Raw genomic sequence first — 12,430 nt, 5'->3', positions numbered from 1 at the left:
CACCCCGGAGCCCCCATGACCCACGACCCCCACGCCGCCCTGATGACCGAAGGCGACCGCATCGCCCGGCACCTCACGCAGACCCTGCACGTCACCACCCACGACCCCGCCCGCCTGACCCTATTGGGCCGCAGTCTCGCCCTGAACCTGACCCGCGCCTTCCAGCAGACCATCGAACACGTCACCCGCCATGCCGGACACCCCGTCCACGCCGAACTGACCCAGGATGCGCACGGGCACGCCACCCTGCACCTGACCCGCGCCGGCCCGTCCTCACGCGACCTGCCCCTGGGCGACCTGCCCGCCGCCGACCTGCTGCGCGACCTGCTGTGGCCCCACGGCACCCTGCACCCCGCCATCCGCGAGCACCTCCAGGACGCCCTGAGTGGCAGCGAACACCACGCCACCCGCGCCCTGGTCGCCGCGCTGCGCCACCCCAGCGTCCTGAAAGGCATGGAAGCGAAGATCCGCGCCGTCATGGCCCGACCATGAGCGGCCACGTCCTGGGCACCGTCCACACCGCCATCGCCGTCAGCGACCTGACCCGTGAACTCGGCTACTGGCAGGAGGTCCTGGGCTTCACCCTGCTCGGCCAGACCGAGGTCAGCGGTCCCCTCCCCGAACAGGAGACCGGCGTGCCCGGCCTGCGCAGCCGCCTCGCCATGCTCGCCCTGCACGGACAGACCGTCGAACTGTACCAGCCCCTCGCCCCCGAAGGCCGCGCCACGTACCGGCCCAGCCCGGCCGACATCGGCTCCTGGCACCTGGCCTTCCGCGTGGCGGACCTGGCCGCCCTGATCCGCGACAGCGCCCCGTGGGGCTGGCAGGTGCGCGGAGAGGTGGCGACCGTCACCGAGAGCCCAGGCCCGATCGGCGCGCGCTTGGCGTACCTGCACAACGCCGACGGCACCATCCTGGAATTCATCCAGCCGCCCGTTTGACCCGCCCCCGTTACAGGGGTTCGTTCACGCCGCGTTCCTGCGGGTGCATCGCGGCGCGGACGTCCTGCGGGGACAGTTCATCCAGGTCCAGCGGCATCGCCCGGCCCGAGAAGCGCAGCCCACGCGCCTCGACCGTACTCATGAGTTCGTCCCAGACGTCCTCGTACTCGGCGAGGGTCATGACGCTCCCGTCCGCGCGGGACAGCAGGCCCATCAGCGCCCAGGTGCGCGCCTCGAAGGATGTATCCGCGAAGGTCATGCCCCAGGGTAGAAGGGCAGGCGTCACAGCCACCTGCCACGCCGGACCCTAAGTGTGCGGAACTTCACCCCACGACCTTCATCCTGCGCTCAGCCCTGCGGGAGTTCCGCCTCGACCAGCGTGCCGTGCCCCGGACTGGACAGCACCCGGTACAGGCCGCCGCGCGCCTCGATCCGCTCGCGCATCTGCAGCAGGCCCAGGCCGCCCGCGCTGCTCACCCGGCCCGAGATCGCGTCCGGATCGAACCCCGCCCCGTCGTCCTGCACGCGCAGCGTCACGCCCTCCGCGCCGTGCAGCGTCACCTTGACCTCCTGCGCGCGGGCGTGCTTGGCGACGTTGTTCAGGCTCTCCTGCAGGATCCGGAACACGACCGCCTCGTCCCCCGGCGACAGGTGCACGTCCCCGCTGACGTTCAGGTGCACCCGCAGATTGTTCTGCTCGCCGAAATCCAGCACATAGCGGCGCACCGTCTCCAGCAGCCCGTAGCGTTCCAGGTCGATGGGCCGCAGCGCGAAGATCGAACGGCGCACCTCGCGGATCTGCTCGCGCAGCAGCGTCGTCGCCGCGCGCACCTCGGCTTCCGCCTTCGGGGGGTCCGTATGGATCTGCCGGGCCACCACGTCCAGCTTCAGCGCCGCGAACGCCAGCGACTGCGCCACCCCATCGTGAATCTCGCGGGCAATCCGGGCGCGCTCGTCGCTGATCGCCAGTTCCTCCGAGTACAGGTACGCCCGCGCGTTCCGCACCGCCAGCGTCGCCTGCCCTGCCATCAGCGCCAGCAGCGACACCCGCGCGTCATCGAAGGCGTTCGGGTCCGGGTCACCCAGCAGCAGCACGCCCACCAGGCCCTCCTCGTCCCGCATGGGCAGGCCCAGCACGCTGCGGGCGTCCGGGAACACCTCGGCGGCCTCCTCGTCGGTGGCCTTCAGGGCCGCCTCGGCATGTGCGACCCGCTGCGCGAACGCCGGGGCGACCCCGCCGCGCCGCTCGCCGTGCGCGTCCTGCGCGTACTCCAGCCGCAGCACCCCGTCCTGATCGCTCAGGACCACCGCGCGCGCCCCGGCCCCCACGCGGCCCGCCATGGCGTGCGTCACGCGGCCCAGCAGGCGACGCATGTTGCGCTCGGCGCGGATACTCTGATCCACCGAGTACAGCGTCATCAGGTCCAGCGTCCGCTGCCGCACCGCTTCCACGCCCCGGGCGACCTCGGCGGCCAGCGCCTGCGCCAGCGCCTCCGCGTCCGCCGGGGGCACGTCCTGGAAGTGCAGGGCCAGCGCCCCGCCGCCCGGCACCGCCACCTTCAGCGGATGCAGCGGTCCCGCCGCCTCGCCGCTGCCCCCCTCGGCGCGGGCCGTGCCGCTCAGGCCGCCCGGCACCGTCAGCGTCGCCCGCTGCGCGCCCGTCACGCGGACCGCGCCGCGCGCCGCGACGTCCAGCACCGCGCCCATGTCCGCCGCGTCCGACAGGTCCCGCATGAGTTCCTGCACCGCGCCCAGCCGCGCGTGCGACACCCGCAGCTCGCCGTACAGGTCCAGCAGCTGCCGCTCGGCCCGCTCGCGCGCGCGGGTGCCCTCCGCGATCCACTCCACGCTGAAGTACGTCACCGCCGGACCCACCAGCCCGTAGAACAGCAGGTGCGCCCACAGCTCCAGCGCCGCGCCGGGCAGCAGCGAGATCAGGAACTCCACCACGCCCACCACCAGCACGATCAGCGGCGGCAGAACGTTACGCACCACCCGCACGCGGTCCGACAGCCGGAAGCCCCTCGGCCCCCGCACCGGCGCGCCCTCCAGCGCCTCCGGCAGGGCGTCCGGCAGACCATCCGGCATGGGGGAGAGGTCGGGGTTCAGGGCGTCAGGAGCAGGCTGGCGCGGCGCAGGAGCGTCCGTCATGGCCCCAGTCTAGGCCCAGGCCTCCGGGCGAGCCGTCCCGGCCGGAGTCAGCTGTTCTGTTCGGTGTCCGGCAGGTTCAGCTCCGGGGCGTCCGGCGCCGGAGCCTGCCGGGGGGCGGTCGTGCCGCGCGCGGCGGCGTCCTCCACCTTCCACTGCACCTGCCGCAGCAGCCCGCGGAACAGGCGGCTCTCGGCGCTGCTCATCAACGCCCGGTCCAGCGTCGCCCGCCACAGCCGCAGCGTGTGCCGCGCCCGCACCGCGTCCGTATACCCGATCAGGGTCATCGTCTCGCGCAGGTGACCGTACAGCGCCTCCATCTCCTCACGCGTCGCCGTCTTGCGCTGCCGCTCGGGCAGTTCGTCCTGCCCCTGCAGGAACTCGTAACACACCAGCAGCACCGCCTGCGCCAGGTTCAGGCTCGCGTAATCCCCGGTCGGGATGCGCACCGCCAGCTGACACTGCTCCAGGTCGCTGTTGATCAGCCCGGTCTCCTCCGGGCCGAACACCAGCGCGGGCGCCGCCGCTGCGCGCACCAGCGGGCGCACGTACGCCGGGTGCTGCGGCGGGGCCAGATCCGCGCGCAGGCGCGCCGTGGTCCCCACACTGAGGTCCCGGTCGGCCAGCGCCTCGCGCAGCGTCGGGTACACCTTCGCCTCGCGCAGCAGGTCCGCCGCGTGCACCGCCATCGCCACCGCGCCGGAATCCAGGTGGTCGCAGCGTGGCGCGACGAGCCGCAGGTCCCGCGCCCCCATGTTCAGCATGGCGCGCGCCGCCGAACCGATATTGCCAGGAGTTTTAGGAGAAACGAGCACCACCGCGAGATTCACACCCCCGATGGTACCTCAGCGGCGCAATTCGACCGCGCCGCCGCCCACGTTCAGCGCGCAGGTCAGGGCGAGCTGAGCAGCGGCGTCTCGTCCACGACGTGCAGGCCCCACTTCAGGTCGTGCGCGAGATCCTCGGGCGTGTCGCCCCAGGAGTCCATGCTGAGCTGCGTGACGCCGCGCGCGCGCAGGTGTGTATTCACCTCGTTCAGCAGCGCCGAGCGCAGCGCCGTGTGCCGCCACAGCGGGTGCACGCCCGGCGCGTCCACGCGGCCCTGCCCGTCCTCGATGGCGGCGCGGCACACGCCGATCCCGCGCCCCTGGTCGTCCAGCGCGACCACGCTGACGTGCGCGTCGAAATCCCCCGCGCCGTCCCGCGCGGCGTCCTCGTGGACCGCGTGGTGCCCGATGCGGTCCTCGTACGTACGCAGCGCCTCCAGCCGCGCCGCGTGGGGCGTGTCGGCCAGGGCGCGCAGGGTCACGCCGTCCGGGGGCGTGACGTGCCGGTAGGGCACGCGGCCCTCCAGGCGGCGGTACGCGCCCGTCTCGCGCCAGCCCAGCGTCAGGAACGGCTCGGGTGGGAACAGGTGCCCGTCGGCGAACACGTACGCGCGGCCCACCTCGGCGCGCGCGGCGTCCGCCAGGGCCAGCGCCGCCCCTTCGCGCAGCGGCCCGCTGAACACGCCGCCGAGCAGTTCCGCACCGTGCGCCGGGCTGGGCCGCGTCCCGGCGGCACCCAGGACCACCTCGCGCGGCTCGCCGTCCTCGCCGGACTGCACCTCGAACGCCACCCACGCCGCCGTGCACACGTCCGCCATCCACGCGACCGCCTCCTGCGGCGCGTCGTACAGCGCGGCCAGGACGGTCGTCAGGCCGTCCCCGGACAGCCGCTCGACCTGAACGGTCACGCGTCCACCGGACCGGGCAGCGGGCGCAGCGGACTGCTCAGCACCCGCGCGTACAGCCCCAGGTACTCACGGGTCGGGCCGTCCCAGCTGAAATCCAGGCTCATGGCCTCCTGCGCGCGGGCCGTCCACTCCGCGCGGTCGTCGAAGGTCAGTCGCGCCTCGGCGCACGCGTCCACCAGCGCCTGCGGCGTCGCCCCGGCGAAACGGAAGCCCACCTCGTGCGGGACGGTGTCCACCAGCCCGCCCGTCTCACGCACCACGGGCAGCGTCCCGTAGCGCATGGCGATCATCTGCGACAGCCCGCACGGCTCGAAGCGGCTGGGCATCGCGAACGCGTCCGCGCCGGCGTAGATGCGGTGCGCCAGCGGCTCGTTCATACCCTGCGCGAACGCCACGCGCGGATGCGCGTTCCACTCGCGCAGCCCCGCCTCCAGACGCGGGTCGCCGCCACCCAGCACCACCACGTTCCAGTCGCGCGTCAGGGTGGGCAGCGCCTCGATCAGCAGGTCCATGCCCTTCTGCTCCGCCAGTCGGCTGACCGCCGCCAGGATCGGCGCGTCGTCCAGGCCGAATTCCGCGCGCAGCGCCGCCCCGCACGCCGCCTTGCCCGCCACGTCCGCGAACGGCGTGACGTCCACGTCCTTTCTCGGGTCCCAGCGGTCCTGATCCAGGCCGTTCAGGATGCCACTCAGGCGCCCCTCGTGCGTCAGGCGCACCAGCAGGCCCTCCAGGCCCTCACCGTACTCGGGCGTGGTGATCTCCAGCGCGTACGTCGGGCTGACCGTCGTCACCTGCGACGCGAACACCAGCCCCGCCTTCATCAGGTTCACGTCCCCGTGGAACTCCAGGCCCTCGTGCGTGAACGCCCAGTCCGGCAGGCCCGTCCAGCCCACCCCGTCGATCAGGTTCCAGCGCCCCTGGTACTGGAGGTTGTGCACGCTGAACACCGCCCGCACCCCCGCCAGCCGCGCCAGGGCCACCACCAGTCCCGCCTGCCAGTCGTGCGCGTGCACCACGTCCGGCGCGACACCCACGCGCTCCAGCGCGGGCAGCACCGCCCGCGCGAACTGCGCGAAGCGCCACACGTCATCCGGGAAGTACAACCCAGGACGATCGAACGCCCCCAGCCCCACGAACAGGAACTGCACGCCGCCCTGCACGACTTCCCCCACCCGCACGTCCGCCAGCGGCACCGACCCCGGCACGTCCAGCGCCCCACGCCAGACCTCCCGCACGGGCTGCGCGATATCCGCGTACCACGGCGACACCACCGTCACCGCCGCGCCCAGCCGCGCCTGCTGCGCCGGCAGCGCGCCCAGCACGTCACCCAGCCCACCGGACCGCGAGAACGGGAACACCTCGGACGCCACATGCACGACACGCATGCCCCGCACTCTACCCGCCCACGCGCCCCCGCCCCCCAGGCCCAGCAGGATTTGACAACCCAGCAGGCCATTGGTACACTTCCCCTCGCCCTGAACGAGGGCAGCCAAGAAAAGCTCTGCGGGCTCTTAGCTCAACGGTCAGAGCAGTCGGCTCATAACCGATTGGTTGCCGGTTCAAATCCGGCAGGGCCCACCACAACACGGGCGGTTAGCTCAGCGGTAGAGCATTCGCTTCACACGCGAAGGGTCGTAGGTTCAAATCCTATACCGCCCACCACATCAAACCTCGCTCCGGCGGGGTTTTTTCCTTGTTCCGCTCCAGCCTGCTGCGCCGGGCGTGGTCTACAATCAGGTCTCCCCGATGCCTTCACTCACTGCCCTTCCCGACCATGCCTGAACAGCGGGCGCAACTGCTGAGCGCCGTCTTCCGCCGCTCACCGATCGGTATGTCCCTGCTCGACACGGACGGCACGTTCCTGGACGTGAACGACGCCCTGTGCGACCTGCTGGGTTTCGCGCGGGACGACCTGCTGGGCCGCTCGTACCGGACCGTCACGCACCCCGACGACCTGCCGGCCGACGAGTTGCAGTGGCAGCGGACGCTGGACGGGCAGCAGGACGGCTTCGAGCGCCGCAAGCGCTACCTGAGCCGTGACGGGCGGGTCGTGCAGGCGCAGGTGAAGGTGTCGGTACTGCTCGGCCTGGCGGGCGAGGCGGCCGCGCTGCTGTCGCAGGTGCAGGACGTCACGGCCGTGCAGGACCTCGGCGAGCGGTTGCACCTGGCGGTGGAGGCCACGCAGGACGGCATCTGGGACTGGCGGCCCACGCTGGGCACCCTGGACTGCACCGAACGCTGTCAGGTCCTGGGTGGCGTGCTGCCCGGCGGTACCCTGCGGGACTGGTGGCTGGCCCTGCCGCGCCCCGAGCGGGTGGGGACGCTGCGCGCGTACCGGCAGCACGCGCAGGGTCAGGCGGAGCACATCGACCTGGAGTTCCGGCAGCGCGGCGCGGACGGCGTGGACCGCTGGCTGGCGCTGCGGGGGCGCGTGACCGCACGCAACGGGGGAGTCGTCACGCGCGTGACCGGGACGCTGTCGGACGTGACCACGCGGGTGCAGGCGCAGCGGGACGTGCAGGTGCTGCTGGACAACCTGCCGGCCATGATCGGGTACTGGGACGCCGGGCTGCGCAACCGCTTCGGGAACCGCGCGTACCTGGACTGGTTCGGGAAGACCCCGCAGCAGATGCGTGGGCAGCACATCCGGGACGTGATCGGCGCGGACGCGTACCACCTGAACCGGCCGTTCATGGACGCGGTGCTGCGCGGCGAGGCGCAGGTGTTCGACCGGACCATCACGGACGCGGCGGGCCGCGAGCGGCACACCGAACTGCGTTACGTGCCCGACCTTCAGGGCGGCGAGGTCCGTGGTTTCTTCGCGCTGGGGACCGACGTGACGGCGCGCCGCCGCGCCGAGCAGGCCCTGCGCGAGCAGCGGGAACTGGCGCGCGTGACCCTGGCGAGCATCGGGGACAGCGTGATCACCACCGACCCGCACGGAAACGTCACGTTCCTGAACCCGGTCGCGCAGCGCATGACCGGCTGGAGCAACGAGGACGCCGCCGGGCAGCCTATCGAGACGGTCATGCCCCTGCTGGACGAAACCACCCTGACGGTCGCCCCGAACCCCCTGCGGGCCGCGCTGAGCCGCCGCGAGATCATGGGCATGATGGGCGGCACCGCGCTGCGGTCGCGCAGCGGCGCGCTGTTCAGCGTGGAGGATTCCGCCGCGCCGATCCTCAGCGAGTCCGGCGAGCTGCTGGGCGCCGTGATCGTCTTCCATGACGTCACCGAGGCCCGCACCATGGCGCTGCGCATGAGTCACCTCGCGCAGCACGACACGCTGACCGACCTGCCCAACCGCGTGCTGCTGCGCGACCGGATCGCGCAGGCGACCACCCTGGCCCGGCGCCGGGGCACGCCGTTCGCGGTGCTGTTCCTGGACCTCGACCACTTCAAGGACGTGAACGATAGCCTGGGGCACCACGCCGGGGATCAGCTGCTGCGCGAGGTGGCCCGCCGCCTGACCGGCAACCTGCGCGCCTCGGACACCGTCAGCCGCCAGGGTGGGGACGAGTTCATCATCCTGCTGCCCGAGGTGAGCAGCGCCGCGCACGTGCAGACCGTGATCAGCAAACTCATGGCGGCCGTCACCGCGCCGTACGACCTGGACGGTCAGGTGGTGCACGTCACGCTCAGTCTGGGCGCGGCCCTGTACCCGCAGGACGGCCGTGACGCCGACGAGCTGCTCAAGCACGCCGACGCCGCCATGTACCGCGCCAAGGCCGAGGGCCGCAACCGCCACCACTTCTACTCCCGTGAACTGCACGACGAGATTCAGCGGCAGCACCAGCTGCGGCAGGACCTGCGCGCCGCTCTGGACGCGGGGCAGTTCCACCTCGTGTACCAGCCCAAAGTCAACCCGGACAGCGGCGCGGTGCTGGGCGCCGAGGCGCTGCTGCGCTGGAACGGCCCCGCGGGACCCGTCCCACCCGCCACGTTCATCCCCGTCGCCGAGGACACCGGACTGATCGTCCCGCTGGGCCGCTGGGTGCTGCGCGAGGCCTGCGCGCAGGCGCGCCGCTGGGCAGACGACGGGCGCGCCCTGCCGGTGTCCGTGAACATCTCGGCGGCGCAGTTCGGCGAGACCGGCTTCCTGGAAACCGTGCAGGAGGAACTGCGTTCCAGCGGCCTGAGCGCGCACCTGCTGGAACTGGAGGTCACCGAGACGCTCCTGATGCGCCACGTCGAACACGTCCAGCGCAACCTCGCGGCGCTGCGGGCGCTGGGCGTGCAGGTCAGCATCGACGATTTCGGCACCGGGTACTCCAGCCTCAGTTACCTGCACGCCTTCCCGGTGAACACGTTGAAGATCGACCGGTCGTTCCTCGCGCCGGACCGCAGCGGCCCGCAGGCCACCGCGCTGATCAGCGCCATCGTGGGCCTGGGGCAGGCGCTGAACCTGCAGGTGATCGCCGAGGGCGTCGAGGAACCCGCGCAGGTGCGGCAGCTGCTGCGGCTGGGCTGCGACGCCATGCAGGGCTACCTCTTCGCGCGGCCCCTGCCGCCCGCCGAGTTCCAGACGTGGCTGACCGACTGGCCCGCGCAGCACGCCGCCTTCGCCGCGCATGCCTGATACGGATTCCGTCTGTTTCGTTCACAACCCGGAACCACACCGGATTGCCAGCTCCACGTCCGGAACCCGCCCTGCTGCTTCTCTGCTCCGCCGCTCTGCGAGTCGTATCCGCTCGGGTTGAAGGTTTTTGCAAACCTTTCAACCCGAGGCCTTATGACCGGCGGGCAGCGCGTGCGCCTTTCGGGGGACGCTCGCGGCGCGCCCGGCCCGCTACGCTGCGCGGCATGATAAGGGTGATGGATCAGGGAGGCCCGACCCGACCCGCCCGCCCCGCCCCACGGCACGCGCTGGCGGAACTGCTCGACCCCGCCACGTACCGCGCCGCCGCGTACGTGCTGCTCAGCGTGCCCGCCGGGACGCTGGTCGCGGCGCTGCTGACGGCCGCCGTGCTCGTGGGCGTGCTGAGCCTGCCGGTCCTGATCGGGGCGCTGTTCCTGATCGGGGCGCTGTGGCTGGTCGCGGCGCTCGGGGACGCGCAACGCGCCCTGATGGGCGTGCTCGGCGTGCGCTTCGCGCGGCCCGCGCACGCGCTGAGGCCCGGCGGGCTGCTCGGGTGGCTGGGCGCCACGCTGGGCGACCCCGCCACGTACCGCACGCTGCTGTTCCACGTGATCCAGCTGCCGCTGGGGTTGATCTGCTGGGTGGTGCTCGCGGCGCTGCTCGCGGCGGTCGTGCTGGGCCTGGGCGCGCCCATATGGTTGATGGACAAGAGCGTCCCGCTGGTGTGGAACGAGTGGACGCTGGAGCCCGGCCCGGTCGCCGTGGCGGGCCTGATGCTGACCGGGGCGGGCGCGCTGATCGTCACGGCGGGCGTCGTGAACCTGATGGGTCGCATGTGGACCCGCCTGGGCGCCGCGCTGCTCGCCCGCGACCCCGCCGAGGCCGCGCGGCGCGAGGTGATCGCCCTGCGCCGCGCCGCCGGGAGGGTCGCGCTGGGCGACGACCTGCCCGCCACGCTGCGCGACCTGACCACCCAGGCGCGGGCGGCCAGCACCGCGGACGCCGTCGCGCTGGTCGCCCCGGACGGCACGCTGCGCGCCCTGGACGCGGGCTTCGGCCCGCCGGACCTCGCGGCGCTGAGCGGCCCGCTGACCCGCCCCCCGGCGCCCGGCGAGGCCAGCCTGACGCCCCTGAGCGGCGGGGCGGCGCTGGCGGCGCTGCCCGTCACGCTGCCCGCCAGCGCCGGCGCGGACGGCGGCACCCTGCGCGCCCTGTACGCGCCCGGCACCCGGCCCGGCGCGGACGAACTGGCGTTCCTGCTGTCCATCGCCGACCACGCCGGGACCGCGCTGCACGCCACGCAGCTGATCGAACGGGCGGGCGCGCGCGCCGGGGAACAGGAACGCGCCCGGCTGGCCCGTGAACTGCACGACAGCGTCGCGCAGGCGCTGTACGGCATCACGCTGGGCGCCAAGACCGCCCGCGCCACCCTGGAACGCGACCCGGACCGCACCCGCCAGAGCCTGGAGTACACCATCCGCCTCGCCGAGGGGGGCGTCTCGGAGATGAAGGCGCTGCTGTTCAGCCTGCGCCCCGACGCGCTGGAGGAAGGCGGCCTGATCGCCGCGCTGACCCAGCACGCCCACGCGCTCGAAGCCCGCCACGGCCTGACCGTCCACGCCGACCTGCGCGAGGAACCCGCCCTGAGCCCCGACGCGCAGGCCGCCGCGTACCGCGTGGCACAGGAGGCCCTGCACAACACCGTCAAGCACGCCCGCGCGGGTCAGGTGTGGCTGAGCGTCACCCAGGACGCCACGCACGTCACCCTGAGCGTCCGCGACGACGGGCGCGGCTTCGACGTCAATGCTCAGGGGCGCGGCACCCTCGGGCAGCGCAGCATGCGCGAACGCGCCGCCGGGGCCGGCGGTACCCTGGAAGTCCTCAGCGACCCCGGCCAGGGCACCCGCGTCACCCTGACCCTCCCCGCCACCCGGCCGGAGGTGAGCGCGTGACCAGCCTGCCCGCCTCGCGCCCCCTGGCGCCCACCCTGCGCCGCATGGCCGCCGGACTGCTGCTGGCGGGCGTGGGCGGCCTGCTCGTGTGGCAGGGCAGCGGCCGCACCCTGACGCCCGGCATGAGCGTGCAGGACACGCCCATCAGCGTGCAGCTGGACGGCCCGCTCCCGCTGGACCTCGCCAGCAGCGCCACCCTGACCCTCGGCGGGGACCGCACCGACCTGAGCGTCACCGCGCTGAACGCCGGGAGTCCCTACGCCCTGCGCGGCCGCGCGCACCACCGCGCCCGCAACCCCGTGCAGGCCGACGTGACCCGCCAGGGCCGCGCCATCACCGCCCACCTGAACCTGAACGTGCAGCCCCTGCGCGAACGCGGCGTGGTCATCAGCGGCCCCGAGGGCGTGCAGCACCGCCTGGAGGTCGGGATCAGCCGCGACCTGCCCGTCACGCTCAGCACCGGCACCGCCAGCGGTGACCAGACCCTGAACCTCACGCCGCTGCGCCTGCGCGCCCTGACCGTCCGCAGCGACAGCGGCGACCAGACCCTGACCCTCCCCGCCCGCGAGGCCGGAGCGATCAGCGCCGTCAGCCGCAGCGGCGCCGTCACCCTGAACGCCCCGCGCGGCAGCCTCACCGACGCGCTGCGCGTCAACACCGGCAGCGGCGACCAGCGCCTCGACCTGGGCGGCCTGACCACCCAGACCCTGGGCGTCGGCACCGACAGCGGCCGCGTGCGCCTGACCCTCCCGGTCCTCACCGGGCGCGGCACCGTCACCACCGGCAGCGGCGACATCCGCATCACCGCCACCGCCCGCACGCGCGGGAACCTCGACATCCGCAGCCAGAGCGGCGACGTCACCCTGATCCTCCCGCCCACCCTGACCGCCCGCGTCCGCTACCCGGACCGCGACACGCTGAACTTCCCCCCGGACCGCCCCCCCAGCCCCACGCCCGCGCTGGACGTGTTCGTGGACGCCGGGAGCCGCAGCGTGACCATTACCAGCGACCCCGCGTACGCCCCCGACCCACCCGCCAGTTCCAGCCGCTCCCTGACCCGGCGCTGACCCGCCGC

10 protein-coding genes and 2 tRNA genes are annotated in these 12,430 nt (G+C 73.2%); 7 read left to right on the top strand and 5 right to left on the bottom strand.

Annotation, left to right across the window (positions count from 1 at the left end):
* Positions 1 to 15: 15 nt before the first annotated feature.
* Together EXW95_RS05985 and EXW95_RS05980 are read left to right on the top strand one after the other, a co-directional pair.
* Positions 16 to 492 (top strand): hypothetical protein, encoded by a 477-nt coding sequence (locus EXW95_RS05985; RefSeq protein WP_174366692.1) that lies wholly within the window; start codon positions 16 to 18, stop codon positions 490 to 492.
* On the top strand, positions 489 to 941 hold the full coding sequence (locus EXW95_RS05980; protein WP_174366691.1) for a VOC family protein: 453 nt from the start codon (positions 489 to 491) through the stop codon (positions 939 to 941). Before EXW95_RS05985 ends, EXW95_RS05980 begins: the two co-directional genes overlap by 4 nt.
* 10 nt (positions 942 to 951) lie before the next feature.
* Here EXW95_RS05980 and EXW95_RS05975 read toward each other — a convergent pair whose 3' ends face one another.
* From EXW95_RS05975 to EXW95_RS05955, 5 genes are all read right to left on the bottom strand, one after another.
* Positions 952 to 1,200, bottom strand: coding sequence for a hypothetical protein (locus EXW95_RS05975; protein WP_174366690.1), 249 nt, complete (start codon positions 1,198 to 1,200; stop codon positions 952 to 954).
* Positions 1,201 to 1,289: 89 nt separating this feature from the next.
* Positions 1,290 to 3,029, bottom strand: a complete 1,740-nt coding sequence (locus tag EXW95_RS05970; protein WP_174368849.1) for a GAF domain-containing sensor histidine kinase — start codon at positions 3,027 to 3,029, stop codon at positions 1,290 to 1,292.
* Between the two features lie 110 nt (positions 3,030 to 3,139).
* Entirely contained in the window at positions 3,140 to 3,919 is a 780-nt protein-coding gene (locus tag EXW95_RS05965) for an RNA methyltransferase (protein ID WP_174366689.1), read from the bottom strand.
* Between the two features lie 62 nt (positions 3,920 to 3,981).
* Positions 3,982 to 4,824: a hypothetical protein gene (locus EXW95_RS05960; RefSeq protein WP_174366688.1), complete on the bottom strand. Its 843-nt coding sequence runs from the start codon at positions 4,822 to 4,824 to the stop codon at positions 3,982 to 3,984.
* Positions 4,821 to 6,209: a glycogen synthase gene (locus tag EXW95_RS05955; RefSeq protein WP_174366687.1), complete on the bottom strand. Its 1,389-nt coding sequence runs from the start codon at positions 6,207 to 6,209 to the stop codon at positions 4,821 to 4,823. The genes EXW95_RS05960 and EXW95_RS05955 overlap by 4 nt, the downstream gene beginning before the upstream one ends.
* 120 nt (positions 6,210 to 6,329) lie before the next feature.
* On the opposite strand from EXW95_RS05955, the gene EXW95_RS05950 reads away from it, so the two are divergent.
* From EXW95_RS05950 to EXW95_RS05930, 5 genes are all read left to right on the top strand, one after another.
* A tRNA-Ile gene (locus EXW95_RS05950) sits at positions 6,330 to 6,405 on the top strand.
* 6 nt (positions 6,406 to 6,411) lie between these two features.
* Positions 6,412 to 6,486: transfer RNA gene (locus EXW95_RS05945), tRNA-Val, on the top strand.
* 112 nt (positions 6,487 to 6,598) lie between these two features.
* Positions 6,599 to 9,403 (top strand): EAL domain-containing protein, encoded by a 2,805-nt coding sequence (locus EXW95_RS05940; protein WP_174366686.1) that lies wholly within the window; start codon positions 6,599 to 6,601, stop codon positions 9,401 to 9,403.
* Between the two features lie 236 nt (positions 9,404 to 9,639).
* Positions 9,640 to 11,355, top strand: a complete 1,716-nt coding sequence (locus EXW95_RS05935) for a sensor histidine kinase (RefSeq protein WP_174368847.1) — start codon at positions 9,640 to 9,642, stop codon at positions 11,353 to 11,355.
* Positions 11,352 to 12,422, top strand: coding sequence for a DUF4097 family beta strand repeat-containing protein (locus tag EXW95_RS05930; RefSeq protein ID WP_371809938.1), 1,071 nt, complete (start codon positions 11,352 to 11,354; stop codon positions 12,420 to 12,422). Before EXW95_RS05935 ends, EXW95_RS05930 begins: the two co-directional genes overlap by 4 nt.
* Positions 12,423 to 12,430: the final 8 nt, after the last annotated feature.

It is taken from the genome of Deinococcus sp. JMULE3 (genome assembly GCF_013337115.1).
GTDB lineage: Bacteria > Deinococcota > Deinococci > Deinococcales > Deinococcaceae > Deinococcus.
This window is presented reverse-complemented; position numbering and strand designations above follow the sequence as displayed.